15 protein-coding genes and 1 tRNA gene are annotated in these 22,544 nt (G+C 60.1%); 9 read left to right on the top strand and 7 right to left on the bottom strand.

Features of this window, described 5'->3' with window-relative positions; all coding sequences use genetic code 11:
* Positions 1-114: 114 nt before the first annotated feature.
* The 3 genes from ACN0Q0_RS07545 to ACN0Q0_RS07535 form a co-directional block, all read right to left on the bottom strand.
* Positions 115-5,514, bottom strand: a complete 5,400-nt coding sequence (locus ACN0Q0_RS07545; RefSeq protein WP_417242771.1) for a Hint domain-containing protein — start codon at positions 5,512-5,514, stop codon at positions 115-117.
* Between the two features lie 892 nt (positions 5,515-6,406).
* A tRNA-Leu gene (locus ACN0Q0_RS07540) sits at positions 6,407-6,492 on the bottom strand.
* An 82-nt stretch (positions 6,493-6,574) separates the two neighbouring features.
* Entirely contained in the window at positions 6,575-7,447 is an 873-nt protein-coding gene (locus ACN0Q0_RS07535) for a neutral zinc metallopeptidase (protein WP_417242770.1), read from the bottom strand.
* 171 nt (positions 7,448-7,618) lie between these two features.
* Here ACN0Q0_RS07535 and ACN0Q0_RS07530 point away from each other — a divergent pair, with 171 nt between their 5' ends.
* The 7 genes from ACN0Q0_RS07530 (at position 7,619) to gluQRS (ending at position 15,227) form a co-directional block, all read left to right on the top strand.
* On the top strand, positions 7,619-8,197 hold the full coding sequence (locus ACN0Q0_RS07530; protein ID WP_417242769.1) for a YqaA family protein: 579 nt from the start codon (positions 7,619-7,621) through the stop codon (positions 8,195-8,197).
* Positions 8,194-8,691, top strand: coding sequence for a disulfide bond formation protein B (locus ACN0Q0_RS07525; protein WP_417242768.1), 498 nt, complete (start codon positions 8,194-8,196; stop codon positions 8,689-8,691). The genes ACN0Q0_RS07530 and ACN0Q0_RS07525 overlap by 4 nt, the downstream gene beginning before the upstream one ends.
* Positions 8,692-8,708: 17 nt before the next feature.
* Positions 8,709-8,885 (top strand): hypothetical protein, encoded by a 177-nt coding sequence (locus tag ACN0Q0_RS07520; protein ID WP_417242767.1) that lies wholly within the window; start codon positions 8,709-8,711, stop codon positions 8,883-8,885.
* Between the two features lie 158 nt (positions 8,886-9,043).
* Positions 9,044-11,854 carry a DNA gyrase subunit A gene (gene gyrA / locus ACN0Q0_RS07515; RefSeq protein WP_417242766.1) on the top strand — a complete coding sequence of 937 codons (2,811 nt, stop codon included), beginning with the start codon at positions 9,044-9,046 and terminating at the stop codon, positions 11,852-11,854.
* 180 nt (positions 11,855-12,034) lie between these two features.
* Positions 12,035-12,913 (top strand): hypothetical protein, encoded by an 879-nt coding sequence (locus ACN0Q0_RS07510; protein WP_417242765.1) that lies wholly within the window; start codon positions 12,035-12,037, stop codon positions 12,911-12,913.
* A gap of 101 nt (positions 12,914-13,014) precedes the next feature.
* Entirely contained in the window at positions 13,015-14,361 is a 1,347-nt protein-coding gene (gene trmFO, locus ACN0Q0_RS07505; RefSeq protein WP_417242764.1) for a methylenetetrahydrofolate--tRNA-(uracil(54)-C(5))-methyltransferase (FADH(2)-oxidizing) TrmFO, read from the top strand.
* Entirely contained in the window at positions 14,361-15,227 is an 867-nt protein-coding gene (gene gluQRS / locus ACN0Q0_RS07500) for a tRNA glutamyl-Q(34) synthetase GluQRS (protein ID WP_417242763.1), read from the top strand. The genes trmFO and gluQRS overlap by 1 nt, the downstream gene beginning before the upstream one ends.
* A gap of 48 nt (positions 15,228-15,275) precedes the next feature.
* On the opposite strand, the gene hisI is transcribed toward gluQRS, so the two are convergent.
* Complete coding sequence (gene hisI / locus ACN0Q0_RS07495) at positions 15,276-15,635, bottom strand: phosphoribosyl-AMP cyclohydrolase (protein WP_417242762.1); 360 nt, start codon at positions 15,633-15,635, stop codon at positions 15,276-15,278.
* A 63-nt stretch (positions 15,636-15,698) separates the two neighbouring features.
* On the opposite strand from hisI, the gene ACN0Q0_RS07490 reads away from it, so the two are divergent.
* Positions 15,699-16,139 (top strand): iron-sulfur cluster assembly scaffold protein, encoded by a 441-nt coding sequence (locus ACN0Q0_RS07490; protein WP_417242761.1) that lies wholly within the window; start codon positions 15,699-15,701, stop codon positions 16,137-16,139.
* 50 nt (positions 16,140-16,189) lie between these two features.
* Entirely contained in the window at positions 16,190-17,596 is a 1,407-nt protein-coding gene (locus tag ACN0Q0_RS07485) for a methyl-accepting chemotaxis protein (protein WP_417242760.1), read from the top strand.
* 348 nt (positions 17,597-17,944) lie between these two features.
* Here ACN0Q0_RS07485 and ACN0Q0_RS07480 read toward each other — a convergent pair whose 3' ends face one another.
* The 3 genes from ACN0Q0_RS07480 to ligA form a co-directional block, all read right to left on the bottom strand.
* Complete coding sequence (locus tag ACN0Q0_RS07480) at positions 17,945-18,067, bottom strand: hypothetical protein (protein WP_417242759.1); 123 nt, start codon at positions 18,065-18,067, stop codon at positions 17,945-17,947.
* A 145-nt stretch (positions 18,068-18,212) separates the two neighbouring features.
* A complete protein-coding gene (recG, locus tag ACN0Q0_RS07475; RefSeq protein ID WP_417242758.1) occupies positions 18,213-20,306 on the bottom strand; it encodes an ATP-dependent DNA helicase RecG in 2,094 nt (697 codons plus the stop codon).
* The gene (gene ligA / locus ACN0Q0_RS07470) at positions 20,303-22,444 is read right to left on the bottom strand and encodes an NAD-dependent DNA ligase LigA (RefSeq protein ID WP_417242757.1); all 2,142 of its coding nucleotides are present in this window, start codon (positions 22,442-22,444) and stop codon (positions 20,303-20,305) included. Before ligA ends, recG begins: the two co-directional genes overlap by 4 nt.
* Positions 22,445-22,544: the final 100 nt, after the last annotated feature.

The raw sequence follows: 22,544 nt of genomic DNA, 5'->3' as shown, positions 1-22,544 counted from the left end.
CGCCCTATGGCCTGCGTCCTATGGACATAAAAAAGCCGGACACCCAGCCCCACTACAGGTCGGTGTCCGGCGTGGCGGCGCTTGCGCGCCGCCGGAGCAAGCGGGTGTCAGGTCTTAGTTGACCAACAGGGCCGCTTCGTGTTTGCGCAGCACGCGACGGGCCGTCACGTAGTCTTCGCGGGTTGCAACGTCACGCAGCTCGGGGAACAGAGCAAAGATCTCTTCGCGGCTCGCCTCGCCGATCCCCGCCAGAGTGTAGTCCCCGGGTTGGAAGCTCTCGGACCATGTGCCGTCCGATAGAACGACCTCGTGGCGATCGAACATGATGTGGATGTATGTCACATCCTGCGCATCAAGTTCTTCGACGCCCTCACGCCCCACGAGGTGCTTGGCTGCGACGAGGACTTCGTAGTCTTCGAACAACAGCGCGGCCTTCTCGGAGGTCACGAGCATACGGTGGTTCGGCGACACGATCATATCGCGCTCCGGCAGACCCTGACCAAGCGCCCCTTTGCGGATGAGAACGGGTTTGAGTTCCGCCCGTTTTGTCATCTCTTCGGTGGTCATCTCTTTCGCACCGACCCAACGGATCGTCTGCATCCCGTTGTCACGGGTGATGACCTTATCCCCGACCTTGAGGCTCTCAACCGCACGTTCCCCTTCGGGGGTCGCGATCATCGTTCCGGGGGTAAAGCACGGAATGACTTTCTCGATATTCGTGTAGTTGATGTTGGCATAGGTGTTGTCATCGGCGTTAAACAGCTGAATCTGGCCGTCAAAGCCGTTGCCATCGCTATCGGTGTTCTGGACGTGGTTCGTAATCACCCAACCGTTGGCAAGCATGTCGGAGATGTCGAGCGTGTCCCAATCGAGACCGCCGGCACCGCCATGAACGGTTGTGTTGTTCAGGCCGGACGGGGTTTCGGAGACATAGATAAAGTCGTTGTCATCGCCGCCGGACAGAACATCATTGTCCCCGCCGCCGTAGATTTTGTCCGACCCTGTGCCGCCGTCAACCGTGTCAAAGCCTTCGCCAGCCGTGATGGTGTCGTCGCCGTCACCGCCCATAAGGATGTCGTTGCCCGCACCACCGTCGATGATGTCGTCGTCAATGCCACCGTCGATGATGTCATTGCCGTCTTCACCATAGAGCATGTCCTGATCGTCACCACCTATGATCGTATCGTTGCCCGCACCGCCATAGACCGTGTCCATGTCGTTGTTCGGGAACGGATCGGTCGCGTCGTCCTCGTTGGTGTGGTTCATGATCTGGAACAGGTCGGACGCGTCGATGTAGTCGTCACCGTCACCACCCTCGATATAGTCGGAGCCATGTCCGCCAAGGATGTTGTCGTTGCCGGCCCCGCCATAAACCGTGTCATCGTCGATGCCGGCCTTGATGGTGTCATCGCCGTCATCGCCGTAGATCAGGTCGGCATCATCGCCCGTGACGATATAGTCGTTGCCGTCACCACCGTGGACTTCGTCTTTCCCGTCGATCTGGTTTTGATCTTCGAGGAACGGATAGCCCGCGGATGGCAGTTTCGGATCATCGCTGAGACCACCGTTGGAGTAGTCGGAGAAGGTGTCAAAGCCGACAATGATTGTGTCGTCTCCTGCACCGCCGTCAACGTAGTCGGCCCCTTGGACGTCCTCGATGTAGTCGTTGCCGTCACCACCGAACACGATATCGTCGTCGATGCCGGAGTAGATGGTATCGTCGCCGTCGCCGCCTTCGATATAGTCCGCATCGTCGCCGGTGATGATCGTGTCATTCCCTGCGCCGCCGATGACCGTATCCTTGTCGTCATCCGGATCGCTATCCACAGGGACGGTTTCCGAATAGGGCGAATAGTCGAGATCGGCCAGATTGTTGGGGTTGGTCAGACCAAGCAGTTCCGAGATGGTGTCGGGGCTGTCGCCTCCGGCCACATCAATCACGTCATCACCGTCGCCGCCATCCACCGTGTCGGAGCCTTGCTCGTCCACGATCACGTCATCGCCATCTTCACCAAAGATGGTGTCGTCACCGGTTCCGCCGTCGATCTCGTCGTCGCCTTCACCGGCGTAGATGGTGTCATCGCCATCGTAGCCGTAGATGATGTCGTCGTTCGGGCCTTCGCCCGGCAACAGCTCGTCATTGTTATCGATCATGTCGCCATCGGGGTCGCCGGTGTAGGCCAGATCGATGAGGTCATCACCGCTTGTTCCTTCGACGATACCGTCACGCGGCTGTGCGCTCACGGTGACAAGAACATCCGCCGTATCCTGAAGTCCCTCTTCGTCCTCGATCGTGTAGCTGATCGTGGCCTCGCCCTCGAACCCGTCAGCCGGCGTAAAGGTGAGCGTACCATCGGCGTTGATGTCGACGGCCCCGTCGGGGCTTGTCGCCGCGATCACGGTCAGGTCGTCGCCATCCACATCGGTGTCGTTGTCGAGCACATCGATGGTGACAGGCGTGTTGAAGTCCGTGCTCGCCGCATCATCCACCGCGTCGGGTGCGTCGTTGACGGGGGTGACGTCGATGGTCACCGTGGCGGTGTCTTCGTTGCCGTCCGGATCGGTGACGGTGTAGGTGATGGTCGCCTCACCGTTGAAGTTCTCGTCCGGCGCAAAGGTCAGCGTGCCATCGGGGTTGATCGTCACCGTGCCATTCGGGCTTGTCGCCGCGCTCACGGTCAGATCATCGCCGTCCGGATCGGTGTCGTTGCCAAGCACGTCGATGGTGACAGGCGTATCCTCAAGCGTGGACGCCGTGTCATCTTCGGCCACGGGGGCGCGGCCGACATCATTGCCGCGCACCTCTTCGATTTCGGTGAAGACAAGTGTCTCTCCGGTGGGCTGACCCTCGTCATCCACGAAGACAACTGTGCCGTTGAAGCCGTTGCCGTTGAGGTCGTCGGTCACATTGTCGAGGTAGAACGGGCCTTTGCCGGTCAGGTCGAGAACGTCCCAGTCGTTGCCGCCGTCGCCACCGTCAATGGTGTCGCCTGCACCGCCCAAAATGGTGTCGCTGTCGTCGCCGCCAGAAATCGTATCGTTGCCTGCGCCGCCATCGAGAATGTCATCGCCACCCTCGCCAAAGATCAGGTCGTCGCCCTCACCGCCGTTGATGACATCGTCACCCGGTTCGCACAGGTCAACCACAACAGGGCTGTCGATGACTTGGCCGTTCAGCGTAAAGCCGGAGTTGACGTCACGGGTTGTGAGGACAAATTCGATGGAGGTCTGGTTTTCGAAACCGGCCGAGAACCAGGCATCCTGATCTGTCGGGGCGTTCTCTTCGGTACCTGCCGCGCTCACGGAGTTCGTCCCCGTTGTCACGTTCAAAGACGTGTCAGCGGTGGTGCCGTAGTTGCTGAAGGTGTCCGTGGAGATGGTCACTTTTTCAGCCGTGTTGGTCAGGTCGAGATCGCCGAATGTGGCGACCGCAGAGATCGAAATCGGCTCGCCCGTCTCCTGGTTGAAAAATTCCAGACGGAAGGTGGCGTCTTTACCGGCATCGGAGGCGTCATTGTTGCCATTGAGCAAAATTTCGGAACCCGCGCCGCCTGTCAGGTCGACATTGAGACCGCTATCGACGTCGACAAGGACGAGTTTCGCCATGACAACCGTGCCATCGGCGGTGGTTGTCACGTTCTCGTAAATCACGCTATCGCCATTGGTTGCAGCGCCATCGGTGCCGGTTTGCGAGTTTGCGCGCACGTTGGCCGAGGACAGCGACAACGCATCGGCGTTGCTTCCAGACGGGGTTGACCCCGCACCGCCACCGTTATCGCCATACAGAACATCGTCGCCTGTGCCACCGTCAATGATGTCATCGCCGCCGTTGCCGTAGATGAGATCGTCACCGGCACCGCCCGACAGAACATCGTCACCGGCATCGGCGCAATCGTCGGTCTCGCCTTCGATGATGACAGGTGCGTCATAGTAGACATCGGTGATGTTGATGCCCGAATTGTTGGCGCCGTCCTGATCGTGTTCGATCACAATGCGGGACACGGGACCGGGGATGTCGACCAGAAGCGAGTAGTTGGGCGAGGTGTCCTCTTCGTAGCCACCTTTGCTATCTGCCGTATCGGCGCCGAATTGGCCGTCGGTGTCTTTCAGCGTGATTTTCGAGCCGCCTGACATGTCGACGTTGATTGCGTTGCCCGCGGCGTCGTAGGCCGTGATCTTGACAATGCCGTCACCGTCAATGTCGTTCACGCGGAAAGACACATCGTTGACCGGATCGGAGAAGGACAATTCGTATGTTGCCTCGTTGCCCTGACCGTTCAGGTTGGAATCGAGCGAGCTGTGCGCATCGGCTCCCGTGCCGTCGGTGTCGATGCTGTGGACCTTTTGGGTGTCGGTCGAGAACACGGTGGCCGCATCGGCGTCCTGTTGTACCACTTTGAACGTGACATTCACGTTGCCGGTGTCCTGGGTAAAGTCGGTCATCGCCTGATCATCGGCAACGCCCGCTTCGTCCCATTCAAAACTTTCACGGACATATTCACCGGTAAAGACCTTTGACGGACCGGTGGAGGCATCGCCGTAGATCACGTCATCGCCGGCACCGCCGTCAATGGTATCGTTGCCGCCCTCGCCAAAGACCTCGTCATTGCCCGCACCCGCAAGCACGGTATCGTCGCCTGCGCCGGCATGGATGATGTCGTCATCGCCCACCTCGCCCGCAAGCAGGGCGTCATCGTTATCGACCATGTCGCCCTCGGGATCCCCCGTGTAGGTCGCATCGATGATGTCATCCCCATCGGTGCCCTCGACAATGCCATCGCCCTCGACGCCGGTTGTAATACCCGGATCGGAGAAAATGGCGACATAGGCAATGGAGCCGTCGAAATACTGGTCATAGGACCCATCGTCGTACTCACGTGCGCCGAAGGTGAAATTCTCGTCGTCATTGTCGCCAATGTCCATGTTCAGACCGGCGCTGTCGAAATCGGTTTCGTAGGATGTGCCTTCCGAAAGGTTCTCGACCACAAAGGAGCCCTGCCCGTCGTCGTCCCACGAATAGGACACGCGCAGTTCGTCACCTTGGTCAAAGAAGCCCGCGCCTGTGCTCAGGGAGAGAGACTCCGAGCCAGAGAGATGGGCAACAGTCACGGCGCCGTTAGCCGTCACTTGAATGTTGAAATAGCCTTCGGTGGATTTGTCACAGAATTCGCCGCGGTTGACGATGGTGTCGGGAGAGCTGCCGACGTGTGCATCCTGGGTGAATTGAACCTGAACGGTCCCTTCGGAGAGGTCAAACGGCGCATCGGCACCGGAGACGTCGAAGTAGTCACAGTTGCCATCCAGTTGCAGTGCGCCATTGGAGGCATGTGCATTGCCGTGGAAATGGCCGTTTTGCGCGATGCTATCGGCAAGCCCTGTGTCCTTGGTCTCGGCACCGGAAGAGAACTCCCAGAGGCCAACGAGATTTTCGACAAGGCTGCTGTTGAAATCAGGGTCCGTAGATCCCGTCGGGGTGGTCGAACCACCATCATTGCATTTCCACCAAAACGTCATCGTGTCTCTCCAAACCAGAACGCGACCGAACGGCTCGGTACGCGAAAACCAAGCCCAACGGGGCCGGTCATAATGAAATGCCGAACCACAAAGGAGACAACCAAGATTTGAACACACGAGCACACAGAGGGTCTGCCCAAGAGCAAACCCGCATCACATCAGCAGCTATTCACCATTCGACACATACATGTCGAACTCCACTGCAGACACGAGCGCTGACGGTCCAAAACGGATCGTTAACTTCGTGGCCGCCCCCGTGGCCTTGATGCCCCCCAGTTGGGCAACTTTGAAAATGACGGCCCGCGTGATGGGCCGCAACTCATATTTTGGCAACAAAGTGTTTGAAGTGCGGGCAAACGTGCCCCGAAACGGCCTCTGCGGTCAGGCGTCCTGACGTCAACCCGGGCATGGATTTGGCTATAAATTGACTATTATCAAAGGATTGAAGAAAAAGTTTCCCTCCAGATACCATTGGAAACAAACGCACAAAATAGGGTGAATACCCCCTCGCCTTGTGAACAGATAAATACTTTGGTTACCTCCATTTCGCGTCGATCAAGTGGCTGCTCCTCACGAAAAACGATTCGTGTCCAAACCGGAAACAGTGCGATTCTGTGGTTAATGGTCTTCGGGAACTGGCATGAGGCGGGGCATGACGGTCTCGCGCCAGTTCCCCCGTCACAATGCGGCAAAGTGACGCAGAAAAGGCGCCCGCCGCGGGACGCAAACCCTATCACTCCGCCACATGCCAGACGGTGACCTATGGCACATCATCGCCGCACAATACCCATGAGATCCGGAGATTTAGCGCGTCCAAACGGGAGTGCTGTGATGTCAAACGGTGTCCGACGTAAGCATTGCGTACCGCGCTCTCGGCGGACGACGTTTGGAGTGGTACCCGTGGGCGGACTCGAACCGCCAAGCCTGTTACAGCGGGGGATTTTGAATCCCCTGTGTCTACCATTCCACCACACGGGCTGAAGTGAGGGCGGTTTAGCCGAGGATTCCGCCCTCGTCCAGACCCATATCGCACCAAATTGCGTTTTTTAGGGGGCCGGTTTTATAACCGATCTGCGCCAAAGGTATCGCATGCGGCCAGTTCCGGCGTCTCGAACCCGATGGCGAACCACCGTTGGCGCTGTTCGGAGGTGCCGTGGGTAAAGGTATGCGGTGACGGCACCCGTCCGGCGTTGCGTTGCAACGTGTCGTCGCCGATCTGTTTGGCGGCAGTCATCGCCTCGGCAATGTCGCCCCGCTCGATCGAGCCGAACCGCTCTTGGGCATACCGCGCCCAAATCCCCGAAAAGCAATCCGCCTGTAGCTCGATGCGCACGGAAATGGCGTTGCTTTGCGCTTCGTTCACCTTCGCGCGCACTGCATTGGCCTGGCTCAGGATACCCAGTTCGTCCTGAACGTGGTGGGCAATTTCATGCGCCACAACATAGGCGGCGGCAAAATCGCCCCCCGCCCCCAACTGGCGCTCCATCGTGGCAAAAAACTCGGTGTCGAGATAGGCCTTTTGATCCGCAGGGCAATAAAACGGGCCGGATGCCCCCGACGCGCCGCCACAGGGGCTTTGCGTCACGCCCTTGAACAGCACCAGAGTGGCCGGCTCATAGACCGCATGGACCTGGGTCGCAAAGATCTCTGCCCACACCTCTTCGGTGTCGGCCAAGGTGACGGACACAAACTCACCCGCGCGCTTGTCCGCCGTTGAAATCGGTGCCGCGCCACTGGTGCTTACGCCGCCGGATCCGACGCCAACCCCGTTGAGCAAGGGCGAGACATCAACGCCAAGCAATCCGCCGATCACCACGATCGCAATCAGGCCAATGCCGCTGACACCCCCGACCGCCTTGCCCCGTGACACACCGCGCGTGCGACCGCGACGGTCCTCGATATTGCGCGACCCGCGCCGTCCTTGCCATTTCATTGTAACCCCTCACCATACCATTTGGCGCACACCATAGGGCCACGCGCCCTGCCCTCAAGTCAAATCACGCCCGTGCAACACGCAGATGTGTGCGCGCGGCCCCCCGCGCACCTTGACCCTGTGGAGGCTTTGGTGCCTAAAGGGCAAAACAGACCGACGAGACGAGAGCAGATGATCAGGCGCCTTTACCAATGGACGTTGCAACTGGCCCAAAGCCCCAACGCGTTATGGGCGCTCGCCATCGTGGCCTTTATCGAGAGTTCGGTCTTTCCGATCCCGCCCGATATCTTGATGATCCCGTTGATCATTGCCCGCCCGCGCGAGGCATTCAAAATTGCGGGCATCGCCACCGTGGCCTCCGTGCTTGGCGGTATGCTCGGCTACTGGATCGGCTTTGGCGCGTTCGAAACCATCGGGCGTCCCGTGTTGGAATTCTACGGCAAGGACGCCTATTTCGACGACTTCGCGGTCAAGTATAACGAATATGGCGCGTGGGCGGTTCTGATCGCGGGCGTGACGCCCTTCCCGTATAAGGTCATCACGATCCTGTCGGGAACAACGCAGCTCTCCCTGCCCGTCTTTATTGCCGCCTCTATCGTGGCGCGTGCATTGCGCTTCTTTATTGTCGCCGCGCTGTTGTGGAAATTCGGCGCACCGATCCGTGACTTTATCGAGCGCCGTCTGGGCCTCGTGTTCACACTCCTCATTCTTATCTTTGTGGGCGGCTTTTATGCCGTGAAATTCCTATGACCCGACGTGATGCCCTTCTCGCCCGACTGACCCGCACGCACCTTGTGGCCCTGGCCGCCACCGGATCGCTCTCTGTGCTGCTTGGCGCTTTTGCGTTTCAGGCGGCGGGCTATGCGCCCTGTGCAATGTGCCTGTGGCAACGGTGGCCCCATGCCATCGCCATCGGGCTTGGACTGATCTTTGCGGTGACCCGCGGCGGTTGGGTGGCGCCGCTCGGCGTGCTGACCATGGGCATCTCGGCGGGGCTTGGCCTTTATCACACCGGCGTCGAGCGCGATTGGTGGGAGGGTCCGACCTCCTGCACCTCGTCGGGCGACAGCCTGTCGGGCCTGTCGGGCATGGACCTGTTGCCCTCCGCGAACATGGATGTCTCGATTGTACTGTGTGATCAGGTGGTCTGGGACCTGTTCGGCCTCTCGATGGCGTCCTATAATGCACTGGCTTCCGTGGTTTTCGCGGCCTTGTGGATCCGGGCATGGAAATCGCGGGCCTGAGCGCCTATCTTTGCGCTATGACCAAACAGACACCGAACACATCCTCGCCCACCCCGTCCTCGCCCAAGGTGGTCCCGCTCAAGCCGCATCAGCGCCGTCTCGGCTCGGACATGGCCGACCTGCGGGCGCAGGTGCTCAAGGAACGCCTGAAACGCGCCAACCCGCTCAACCGGCTGCTGCGCCGCAAAAAGTAGCGTCCACACCCCCTGTTCGGGCCAGGCCTCCGGATCAATTCCCCACGATGTCATCGCTATGCGATTGGCACAGGATCGCCCATTGCACCCCATATCCCGTATGGGGTACAGTGCCGGACAACACCATATAGATCATAGACAAACAACAGGCGGACAACGTGAGCGACACTCCCCAAACCCCTGACAACGAAGACGAAAACATCCGCACGCCCTTTCCATGGGATGGGCCGAACATCTCCATCACCCAAGAGATGAAATCGAGCTATCTCGATTACGCCATGTCGGTGATCGTGAGCCGTGCCATTCCCGACCTGCGTGATGGTCTCAAACCCGTACACCGCCGCATCCTGTTTGCGATGTATGAGGCGGGCAACACCCACGACAAAAGCTACCGGAAATCGGCCCGCGCCGTGGGCGACACCATGGGGAAATACCACCCGCACGGTGACAGCGCGATCTATGACGCGTTGGTGCGTATGGCACAGCCGTTTTCCATGTCGCTGCCGCTTTTGGATGGTCAGGGGAACTTTGGCTCGATGGACGGCGATATGGCCGCCGCGATGCGTTACACCGAAGTGCGCATGGACAAACCTGCCGCCTATCTGTTGGCCGATATCGACAAGGACACCGTCGATTTCACCCTGAACTATGATGGCAAGGACAAAGAGCCGACGGTTCTGCCCTCGCGCTATCCCAACATGCTCGTCAATGGCGCGGGTGGTATTGCCGTCGGCATGGCCACCAATATCCCGCCGCATAACCTTGGCGAGGTGGTCGATGCCACGCTTGCGCTGATCGAAAACCCCGATGTCTCGACCGAACGGTTGATGGAAATCATCCCCGGTCCCGATTTCCCGACGGGCGCGATGATGCTTGGCCGTGCGGGAGCGCGCAAAGCCTACCTTGAGGGCCGTGGCTCGGTGATCATCCGCGCCAAAACCCGCGTCGAGGAAATCCGCAAGGACCGCTACGCCATTGTGGTCGACGAAATCCCCTATCAGGTGAACAAGGCGACGATGATCGAAAAGATCGCCGAGCTTGTGCGCGACAAAAAGGTCGAGGGCATCGCCCACGTTCAGGACGAATCCGACCGCAACGGCGTGCGCGTGGTGATCGAGCTGAAACGCGATGCGACACCCGAGGTGGTGCTCAACCAACTCTACCGCTTTACGCCGCTTCAGACCTATTTCGGCTGTAACATGTTGGCGCTCAACGGCGGGCGCCCCGAGCAACTGACTCTGCGCCTGTTCCTTGAGCACTTCATCACCTTCCGCGAGGAAGTGGTGGCGCGGCGCACCGCGTTCGAACTGCGCAAGGCCCGCGACCGCGCCCATATCCTGTGCGGTCTGGCCGTGGCGGTGACCAACGTCGACGAAGTGGTCGCGACCATCCGTGCCTCCGCCGATGCGGCCCATGCGCGTGCGAAATTGATGGAGCGCCGGTGGCCCGCTGCCGATATTGCGCCCTATATCCAGCTGATCGACGATCCGTCGCACAAGATGAACGACGATGGCACCTATAACCTGTCCGAAACACAGGCACGCGCCATTCTGGAGCTGCGTTTGCAACGTCTGACACAGATCGGGGTGAAGGAAGTCACCGACGAGCTGCAGGATCTGGCCGGCAAAATCAAGGACTACCTTGCCATTCTCGCCTCACGCGAGCGGATCATGGAAATCATCTCGAACGAGCTGACCGAAGTGCGCAACCTGTTCGCCGTGCCGCGCCGCACCGAGATCGTGGACTGGTCGGGCGACATGGCCGACGAGGACCTGATCGAGAAAGAGGATATGGTTGTGACCATCACCTCGTCCGGTTGGGCCAAACGCACGCCGCTTGCCGATTACCGTGCGCAAAAACGCGGCGGCAAGGGCCTGTCGGGGATGTCGACCAAGGACGAGGACGTCATCACGACCCTGTTTGTGGCCAACACCCACACGCAACTGTTGTTTTTCACCGATGACGGCATGGCCTATAAGCTCAAAACATGGCGTCTCCCGCTTGGCGGGCGCACCGCCAAAGGCAAGCCGCTTTTGCAAATCCTGCCGATCCCGCAAAACGTGTCGATCGCGGCCATCATGCCTGTGGACCGTGACGAGGTGGAATGGGACGACCTTCAGGTCGTGTTCGCCACCTCCAAAGGCTCCGTGCGCCGCAACCGCCTGTCGGATTTCACCAATGTGAAATCGAACGGCAAAATCGCGATGAAATTCGAGGGCGAAGACGAAAACACCCGCCTCATCAACGTGCGCATCTGTGACGAGAACGACGATGTGATGCTCGTGACCTCAAGCGGTCGCGCGATCCGCTTCCCCGTCACCGACGTGCGCGTGTTCAACTCGCGCTCCTCCACCGGCGTGCGCGGCATCAAATTGGTCAATGACGGCGACGAAGTGGTGTCGATGTCGGTGATCAAACACTTTGACGCCGAGAGCTACGAACGTCAGGCCTATCTCAAGATGCGCCGTGCGCAGGCGGGCGCGGATGAGGTCGAGGGCACGGATGACGACGACGAGGTCGCAGAAGGGTCGATCACCACCGAACGCTTTGACGAGATGAAGGCGGCCGAGGAACTCCTCGTCACCATCACCACGGGCGGCGTCGGCAAACTGTCCTCAAGCCATGATTACCCCGTGCGCGGTCGCGGGGGCCAAGGTGTGACCGCAATGGAGAAAACCATGCGCGGTGGTCCCATCGTGGCCTCCTTCCCCGTGGCAATCGAGGACCAGATCATGCTCGCCACCTCCAAAGGCCAGTCGATCCGCTGTCCCGTTGGTGGCATCTCGTTCCGTTCACGCGGCGCAGGCGGCGTGAAAGTGTTCAACACCGGCAAAGGCGAAGAAGTCGTCTCCGTGGCCTATATCGCCGAGCGCGACGAGGACGAGGATCAGGCCGGGACCGTGGATATTGCCCAAGACACGGGCAGCGATGTTGCACCCGATATCAAACCGGATGATGCAGCGTCCTGACGGTCCGTAACGACACTGGATCAAAGCATAAAAACGGGCGCTCCTTTTGCGGGCGCCCGTTTTTGTTGCCCGCCTGCAACGCCTCGTTCACTTTTACAATTGCGCAATCCGGTCGCATGTTCGCGCCCCTCGCACAGGTGTAAAATGAACGGTGAAACGAACCCTGATGGAGGCATTCAAATGACCCGTTTTGCCGCACTTTCCCTCACCGCCGGCCTACTTGCGCTATCGACAGCACCCGCATTGGCCGAACAAACCTACCTCGATATGTCGGCAAGCTATACAAGCTCCGACCTCGACGGTGACACACTCGATCAATACAAAGGCCATGTCGCAACCGAACTGACGTTTGGCAAGCTGACCCTGTCGGGCGAACTCAACGGCTCCCAGCTGTCGGTTGACGATAGCGACATTGGCGTTACGGATTTCCGCGTCTTGCTCGGATACGACGTTACATCCGCGTTCACGGCATTTGTCGGCACCAACCAAACCGACCTTGAAGGAGAAAAAATCTCCAACACCCTGATTGGCGCTGAATTCGGCATGAACAACTATGCCTTCGGATTTGCCTATGCAGATCTCGAGATCGATAACACATCATCGGACGCATGGCAGATCTATGCGGACTATAACACCGATGCCTATGGGGCCTATGCCTCCGTGGTGCGGATCGAGGACGAGAACTTCTATCTGGCCGGTTTCGAGCGCGACACCTCTTTGTACGATGCCTCCCTCGATTATACATCCTTTGAAGATGTCAGCCTTGCCGATTTGAACGCGTCCTACTACCTGCGCCCCGACATGCGCCTCAACGGTACCCTCGGGTATTATGATATCGACAACTCAAATATCACCAACGTTGGTATCGGTGCGGGGTATCAGGTGGCGGACAATGTCTGGCTCGACCTCAATGCCTCCCAACTAAAGGGCGAAGGCGACACAATGAATTCGGTGTCCCTGACACTGAGTACCGAAATCGGTGCGCCGCGCCTGCGGGCCTCCGAACGCATCTATTCGTTTTACGACCTCTACGAGAATCTCTACATCGGCGACTTCTAAGACCGTCGCGCACCGCAAATCATCAGGGCTGCCCGCGCGGGCGGCCCTTTTTGCTTTTCTAACGCCCCGCATCGGGCTACATCCCGCCCATGACAGATAAAATGATAGATAAAACACTCCACATCGTCGGCGGCGGCATGGCCGGTTCCGAAGCCGCATGGCAAGCGGCCAACCTCGGCGTTCAGGTCGTGCTTCACGAAATGCGGCCCGAGGTCGAAACCTTTGCGCATCAGACCGGCAATTTTGGCGAAATGGTGTGTTCCAACTCGTTCCGCTCGGATGATGACGAACAAAACGCCGTCGGCCTGTTGCATTGGGAAATGCGCGCGGCAGATGGTCTGGTGATGTCCGCCGCCGACGCCCACAAGCTGCCCGCAGGGGGCGCATTGGCTGTGGACCGCGAGGCCTTTGCCGAACACATCACCGCGAAAATCAACGCCCATCCGAATATCACCGTCGCATTCGGCGAGATTTCCGAACTGCCCACGGACGGGACATGGCTGTTCGCCACAGGCCCGCTGACCTCCCCCGCGCTCGGGGCCGCCATCGCCGCCGAAACCGGTACGGATCGTTTGGCGTTTTTCGACGCCATCGCACCGATTGTCTACGCCGATAGCGTCAACATGGACATCGCGTGGCTGCAATCGCGCTACGATAAGGGCGACACCGAGGAGGAGCAAAAGGCCTACCTCAACTGCCCGATGACCAAGGACCAGTACGAAGCCTTTATCGACGCGCTTGCCGCCGCCGAAAAAACCGAGTTCCACGAGGGCGAAACCGCGGGTTATTTCGATGGCTGCCTGCCGATCGAGGTTATGGCCGAGCGCGGTCGCGAAACCCTGCGCTTTGGCCCGATGAAACCCGTTGGCCTGACCAATGCCAACGATCCCGAAAACAAGCCCTATGCCGTGGTGCAACTGCGCCGCGATAACAAACTTGGCACGCTGTACAACATCGTCGGGTTCCAAACCAAAATGAAATACGGCGCCCAGACCGAGGTCTTTAAAATGATCCCGGGTCTGGAGGACGCATCCTTTGCCCGTTTGGGGGGGATTCACCGCAATACCTTCCTCAACTCACCCACATTACTTGACGACCAGATGCGATTGAAATCACGTCCGAATATCCGGTTCGCGGGTCAGGTTACGGGCGTGGAGGGCTATGTCGAAAGTGCCGCCATGGGGCTGCTCGCGGGGCGTATGGCCGCCGCCGAGATTTTGGGCCGCGATCTGCCACCGCCGCCCTTTACCACGGCGATGGGCGCGCTGATCAACCACATCACGGGCGGCGCGGAGGCCAAGACCTTCCAGCCGATGAACGTGAACTTTGGTCTGTTCCCCCCACTTGACGGGATGCGCGGTGGCCGCAAGGGCCGCAAAGAGCGCTACAAAGGCTACACAGATCGCGCCAAAGAAGACTTTCATCAATGGCTTGACGGGCAAAGCTAATGCGATACGTGACCCGGTTTGCGCCTAGCCCCACAGGGCCGCTGCACCTCGGTCACGCCTATTCCGCGCTCACCGCGTTCGAGCGCGCACAGGCACGGGATGGCGCATTTCACCTGCGGATGGATGACGGCGACACGGCACGGTGCCGCCCCGAATGGGAGGCCCTGATCTACGCCGACCTGCGGTGGCTCGGGATCACATGGGCCGATCCGGTGCATCATGTGACGGCGCGGGGCGACATATACGATGCGGCCCTTTCACGGCTTGAGGCCCTCGGGCTGCTCTACCCCTGTGGCTGTCGCCGTCGCGACATCCACAACGCGCTCTCCGCCCCGCAAGAGGGCGTCCCTGTCGACCCCGCAACCGGACCGGATGGCATGGTCTATCCGGGCACCTGTCGCACCCGTTCGATGCCTTCAGCGCGCGACGGGGATGCGGTGCGCCTGAACATGACCCGCGCTGTGGCGCATCTTGGGGATGTCTGTGCGCTGACGTGGATGGAAACGGGACCGTTCGGCACGGGGCAACAGCGCCTCAACGCCGATCAGCTGCGCACGGGCGTGGGCGACATTGTGCTGTCACGCCGCGAACGGGGCGGCGCCGCATATCACCTGACAGTTGTGCTTGATGATGCCGCGCTTGGCGTCACGGAAGCCGTGCGCGGGATGGATCTGGCCGAGGCCACGCAAATCCACCGCCTGTTGCAGGCCCTGCTCGATCTGCCCACACCCGACTATCACCACCACGACCTGATCCGTGACGCACAGGGAAAACGCCTCGCCAAACGGGCCGATGCCAAAGCCATTTCGAAATTTCGCGATGAGGGCCTGACCCCGCAGGATGTGCGGGCGATGGTCGGGCTATAACCCCGCGCCCGCCATGGCTCACATCATCGGGCCTCACATCATCGGGCCTCACACCATCGGGTCGGACAATTCCACCGTCTCGCCCGCACGCACGGCACGGTAAAAACACGAACGGCGGTTGGTGTGGCACGCAGGCCCCGTCTGGTTGACCATAACCAACAGACAATCGCTGTCGCAATCATAGCGGAAATCCACCAGTTCCTGAACATGGCCGGATGTTTCGCCCTTGATCCAGAATGCCTGTCGCGAGCGCGACCAGTAGGTCACCTTGCCGGTTTTTAGCGTCATCGCCACCGCGTCGGCGTTCATCCAGGCCATCATCAACACCTCACCCGAGGCGGCGTCCTGTGCAATGGCGGGGATCAGCCCCTTGTCATCAAATTTAAGCGAAGCAGGATCAAAGGGCATGTCGGTTCTTTCCTTGTGGCACAGCTTGCCCTATCTAAAAGGCCTCGTGATGAAAGGCAAACCATGTCCACCGATCTGGCCAAGCTCTATTCGGGCAAACTGCTCGCCCTTGCTGCGGATATTCCCCATGTCGGCCGCCTCGACGCGCCGCAGGTGTCGGTGCGCGAACGCGCCCCCTTGTGTGGGTCGACCGTCACCGTGGATCTGGTCATGCAGGACGGTAAAGTCGCGCAATTTGCCCAGGACGTCAAAGCCTGTGCTCTGGGTCAGGCCTCTGCGGCGGTGCTTGGCGCCCATGTGATCGGGCGGACGGCGGACGAACTGGAGCGCACCCGCGCGGAAATGACCGCCTTTCTCAAACACGACGGCCCTGCGCCCTCCGCCCCTTTTGAAGGGTTCGAGGCGCTGCTGCCCGCGCGCGACTATAAAAACCGCCATGCCTCGATTTTGCTTGCCGTTACGGCAGCAGCCAAAGCCGCGCATGAGGCCGAGGCCCGGACTTAACGGACAGGTAAGTCAATTGCTGTAGGCCTCTACTATGACCGGAGGTATACATGATTCCCAATCCGAACTTTGAGACCGCGATACATGCGGATCCGAAACTGAGCGAGCTTGCCGATCACGCAGGGCGGTTGGGTTATGAAATCGTTGATGTTGCGGGCTTTCTGGACGCTGTGGACTCACAATCCGCAAGCCAGATGATGGTGCTCAAACAGGTCGAAAGCTCCGCCTCGGGCGTGCTTGAGGCCAATAGCGCCGTGCGCAATGCCTTGGCAACAGTGACCTCCGTGACCGAAAGCACCCTGACCAAAGTCGAGGGATCGGTGGATTTCGTGCGCGAAAACGGCAAACGTTCCAACACCGTCGCGTCGTGGGTCAAGGCGCTGTCCGAACGGATGCAGCAGGTCGCCGCCTCGCTCACGGCTGTGGAAACCGACAATAAAAACATCGCCGATATTGCCCGGCAGGTGAACATCCTCGCCATCAACGCAAAGATCGAGGCCGCGCGTGCGGGCGATTATGGCCGTGGATTCGGCGTTGTCGCCGAGGCGATCAACGAGTTGAGCCGTAAAACCGCAACCGCCGCCGAAGGGATCGAGGATAATATCCACGCCCTGTCCGGCTGGGTCGACAAATTGCGCACCGAGGCAGCGGGCGTGTCCAATGACGCCGAAGTGGTGCTTGGCGGGTCCGAGCAAACCGACCGCGCCCTGACCGAGATCGCCGATGGTGTGCGCCAGACAAGCGAGGCGACCCGCACCATGGCCACCGAGGCCGAAAAAGTGCGTCAAGCGGTCGAGGAATTCCAACCCGCCTTTGCCTCCATCGGGAAATCCGCCGAGCAAACGGCCTCGGGCATCCATGAGGCGCATAGTCGCGTCAACAGTTTGATCGACACCTCCGAAACCATCTATCGCACCACCGTTGATCTGGGCGGCGCAAGCGAGGATTTGGCATTTATCCAACAGGTCAAGATAGCGGCGGGCCAGATCTCGACCCTGTTCGAAGAGGGCATCGCCTCCGGTCGCATCACCAAACAGGATCTGTTCAATCGCAAATACACCCCGATGGGTGGCACCAATCCACCGCAATTCCGCGCACGGTTCACCGATTTTACCGATGCCGTTTTGCCCGCTATCCAAGAGCCGATGTTGGCCTTTAGCGACAAGGTGGTGTTTTGCGCGGCCATTGATCCAAACGGCTATCTGCCGACCCACAACAAGAGATTTTCGCAACCCCAAGGCGACAATCCCGAATGGAATGCCGCCAACTCCCGCAACCGCCGGATGTTTGACGATCGTGTCGGCCTAAAAGCAGGTCGCAACACCCAACCGTTCCTGTTGCAGGTCTATCGCCGCGATATGGGGGGCGGAAAGTTCGTTATGATGAAAGACCTGTCTGCTCCGATCATCGTGGATGGATCCCATTGGGGCGGATTGCGCGTGGCCTATACATTCTAGGCCCCGCCTGTGGCACCGTCGCGTGACGGTGCGTCGGGCGGCGTAACGGGCGGCGCCCGCGCCCTGCGCTGTTGATCTGAGCGCGTGGCCCGACAGACCGCCCGACAACTCACCGAACAGCTGTTGTCACGGGGATCCGGATCTGTGCCGGCCCTGAGCGAAACCGCACAAAAAAACCGCCGCACTTCGGGGACGAAGGCGGCGGAAGGTATTGATCTGGCGACCGGAAGTGTCGGGATGAGGCACCGACACCTGACGGGACAGGAAAAGGTCAGACATTCAGGGGACGAATGGCGGGTCGCAGGCTCAGATCAAGGGGCAGAAACGAAATATCAGGGTCAGAAAAGATCAAACAAGCGCCGGCAGGGACAAGCCGGCCATCAAGATCACCATCAAAGACACGACACCAATGACGTCTTCGATCATCGTGGTGCGCGAACGGGCAGCGATGGCTTTAATCTCGGTCAACATATCGGCTCTCCTCAGTGTTGGTGATCAGGGTGATCTTCAAGTGTTAATCTTTCGTTGCTCATTTGTTCTCATTTTTACACCTCCGTGTAAAGAACTTTTTAAGAACATTTGTGAACAAAAAAGAACAACGCCCGGAGCGTGCGCCCTAACCCACTGAAATCAAACGGATAGCCTCATCACGCCCCATCAGCCATAAAAGCAACCGAACCGCCGCCCCGCGCGGACTTTGCAATGTCGGGTCGGTCGCCAACACCGCCCGCGCGTCACTTTGGGCCAAGGCCATCAGCGCCGATTGCCGTTCCAGATCCGCCACGCGAAACCGCGGCAGACCCGATTGCGCCGTTCCCAACACATCGCCCGCGCCACGGATTGCGAGATCCTCTTCGGCAATGCGAAACCCGTCATCGGTGTCGCGCATGATATCAAGCCGCCTGCGCCCGCCTTCGGTCAGGGGCGATTGGTACAACAGCAAACAGGTCGAGGCGACATCGCCGCGCCCGACCCGCCCGCGCAGTTGGTGCAGCTGCGCCAGACCGAAATGCTCGGCCCGCTCGATCACCATGATCGACGCATTGGGGACGTTGACGCCGACCTCGATCACCGTTGTGGCGACCAGAACCGCAATCTCGCCCGCCGCGAATTGGCGCATGGTTTCGTCCTTGGCCTCGGGTGGCATCTGCCCGTGCACCAGACCCACGCGCCCCTCACCCAAGGCCGCGCGCAACACCTTGAACCGCTCTTCGGCAGCGATCATATCCACCACTTCGCTTTCACCGACCAAAGGGCAGACCCAATAGGCCTGACGCCCCTCGTCGGTCGCGGATTTGAGATGCGCCACCACGTCGGCCAAACGCTTTGTCGAACTCAGCGCGGTTTTGACGGGCGTACGTCCGGGCGGCTTTTCATCAAGCACCGACACGTCCATATCACCAAATTGTGCTAAAGATAACGAGCGCGGAATCGGCGTGGCCGTCATCACCAAAACATCGACGCCCGTACCTTTTTGGGCCAAGGCCATGCGTTGCGACACGCCAAACCGGTGTTGTTCGTCGACAATGGCCAAGCGCAGATCGTGATAGATCACCTCGTCCTGGAACACCGCGTGGGTGCCAACCAAAATCTGGATATCACCCCGCGCCAAGGCGTCCAGTTTTGCCTTTCGCTCACGCCCCTTGTCGCGCCCCGTGAGCAGCTCAAGCACAACCCCCGCCGCATCGGCCAAGGGGCGCAGACTATCAAGGTGTTGCCGCGCAAGGATCTCGGTGGGCGCCATCATAACGCCCTGCCCGCCCGCCTCGACCGCAATCAATAGCGCATCGAGCGCCACCAATGTCTTGCCCGACCCGACATCGCCCATCAGCAAACGGTTCATGCGTTTTGGACTGGCCATGTCATCGGCGATGGCGGTCATGGCGCGGCCCTGCGCCCCTGTCGGTTTGAACGGCAAGGCCGCCAGAACCCGCCCGCGCAATGCGCCATTTCCGGTGTTTTCACGGCCCTTACCACGCCGCACCTGCGCACGGGCCAAGGCGAGCGTGACCTGATGCGAAAACAATTCGTCATAGGCAAGACGTTGGCGTGCGGGTGAGCTGGCCGCGATCTCATGGCCGGACAGCGGCGCATGTGCCTGCGCCAACGCCGTGGCGAAATCGGGCCATCCCTCGCGCGCACGCAGGTTGGCATCGACCCATTCGTCCACTGCGGGCACCAGGGCGCGTGTTGCCGCGACGGCCTTGGCCATGACTTTTTGCGTCACCCCCGCTGTGAGCGGATAGACGGGTTCGAATTTGGGCAATTCTCCCGCCGCATCGACCTCCAGAATGTGATCGGGATGGGGCATCTGGAACTGGCCGTCATACATTTCGACCTTGCCCGAAATCAGCCGCCGCGCGTTCACGGGCAGTTGTTTTTCGATCCAGTCGGCGGCCCCGCGAAAGAACACGAGCTGAAAGGCAAGCGCGTCATCCTCGACCATCACGCGGTAGGGCAATCCCTTTCGGGCGGGCGGTTGGTGATGCAGCACCGTGACCTCGACGGTCACAACCTCACCCGAATGCGCGCCCTGAACCGTCTCGCGGCGGCGGCGGTCAATCACCGAATGCGGCAGCGTAAACAACAGGTCGCGCGGGCGTTCAACGTTCAACCCCGCCATGGCTTTGGCCGTTTTCGGCCCCACCCCCGCAAGCGTTTCCAATCCCGCAAACAGCGGAAACAGGATGTCGGGGCGCCCGCCGCTCATGCGTCACCGATCAGTGCGAGCCACCCGTCCTCATCGAGGATTTCGATGCCCAGTTCGGTGGCCTTTTTCTCTTTCGATCCCGCCCCGGGTCCGGCCACGAGAAGATCGGTTTTCTTGGACACAGAGCCTGCAACCTTTGCGCCGAGCGATTCTGCGCGGGCCTTGGCCTCGGCACGGGTCATTTTTTCCAAACTGCCCGTAAAGACCACGGTTTTACCGCTTACGGGGCTGTCTGCCGTGGGACGTGCGGCGTCAACGACGGTCAGGTGCGCCACAAGACGGTCGATCGAGGCGCGTTCGCCCTCTTGGTGGAATGCCGCCACGAGCGACCCCGCCATAACCGCCCCCACCCCGTCGATATCCAAGAGCTCGGCCCATGCCGTGCCGCTGCCGATTTCGGCGTGGGTCATGGCGCGTTCAAATATGTCCCACGCGCCATATGACGTGGCCAGAAGCGTGGCGGAATTTTCACCGACATGACGGATTCCGAGGGCAAAAATCAGTTTCGCAAGCGGGATCGTGCGTTTTTCGTCAATGGCATCAAACAGGTTGGTGGCGGATTTTGCGCCCCATCCTTCGCGGTTCTTGAGCTGTTGCAAACCCGAGCCGAACCGGTCGCGCAGGGTGAAGATGTCGGCGGGTTCGCGCACCCATCCGTCCAGATAGAATTGCTCGACCTGTTTGGCGCCAAGCCCCTCGATATCAAAGGCGCCGCGGGAGACGAAGTGCTTCAATTTTTCCACCGCCTGCGCGGGACATATCATCCCGCCGGAACAGCGGCGCACCGCATCGCCCTCTTCGCGGATCGCATCCGATCCACACTCGGGACAGGCGGTCGGAAAGGTGTATGGCAACGTGTCGGACTTGCGTCGGGCAAGATCGACATCGGCGACCTTCGGGATCACATCGCCCGCGCGGTAAACCTGAACCCAGTCGCCCACCCGAACGTCCTTGGGTTGGCCTTCGTCGTCGGGACGAATGACCTCGCCTTTCGAACCGTATCCCGCGATATAATCCTCGTTGTGCAGGGTCGCGTTGGAGACGACAACACCGCCAACGGTCACGGGGGACAGACGGGCCACGGGCGACAAGGCACCGGTGCGGCCGACCTGGATGTCGATCGCCTCAAGGTGTGTCCACGCCAGTTCAGCGGGAAATTTATGGGCGATGGCCCACCGCGGCGTGGTGGACCGGAACCCCAATCGGCGCTGCAAGTCGAGGCGGTCCACCTTGTAGACCACACCGTCGATGTCATAGCCGAGCGTGGCGCGGGCCGCCTCGATGGCGCGGTAATGCGCCAAAAGAGCGTCGATCTCGGTAAAGCGATTGGTCAGCGGATTGGTGGCAAAGCCGAAGGCCGCAAGCCGTTCGATGGCCGCCATTTGCGTCTCCGCCAAAGGATCGGACAGCTCGCCCCACGCATAGGCAAAAAACGCCAAGGGACGCGCGCGGGTGATCCCGGGGTCCAACTGGCGCAGCGATCCGGCGGCGGCATTGCGCGGGTTGGCAAATGTTTTGCCGCCCCGCTCGGTGTGGCGGGCATTCAGGGCGGCGAAATCGGCGTGGGTCATGTAGACTTCGCCGCGCACTTCGAGCACTTCGGGTGCGCCCTCGATATGATGGGGAATGGAGGCGATGGTGCGGGCATTGGCGGTGACGTTTTCACCCACCGTCCCGTCACCGCGGGTGGCCGCATGAACCAGTGTACCGTTTTCATAGCGCAGCGACAGTGACAGCCCGTCAATCTTTGGCTCGGCGGTATAGGCAATCTCGCCGGGCGCGCCGAGATATTTGCGCACCGAGGCGTCGAATTCGTGAATGTCGGCATCGTCAAACCCGTTGGACAGCGACATCATCCGCACCGCATGGGTGATCTTTCCAAACCCGTCCGACGGCTTTGCACCGACCTGTTCGGAGGGGCTGTCGGGGCGTTTGAGATTCGGGAATCGGGATTCAATCTCGGCATTGCGCCGCTTGAGCGCATCATAGCCCGCGTCATCCATCACCGGTGCGTCGGCGGTGTGATAGGCGACGTTGGCATCGGTCAGGAGAACCGCAAGACGGGCCAGTTCGGCCGCCGCCTGATCGCGGGTCAAGGCCGCGACATTCACCTGATCCAAAGACGTATCGGCCGACATGAAAAGACCTCCCCAAATTCGCGCCCCTCTGGTTTAGGAGAGCACGACGGGGAGGTCCAGATGGTGACGAATAGAAAAACGGCCAATCGTAAAATCGAAA

Origin of the sequence: Celeribacter sp. (assembly GCF_048259695.1) — a bacterium.
Taxonomy (GTDB): Bacteria; Pseudomonadota; Alphaproteobacteria; order Rhodobacterales; family Rhodobacteraceae; genus Celeribacter.
The sequence above is the reverse complement of the archived record's forward strand: the minus strand, read 5'-3'. Positions and strand labels throughout refer to the sequence as shown.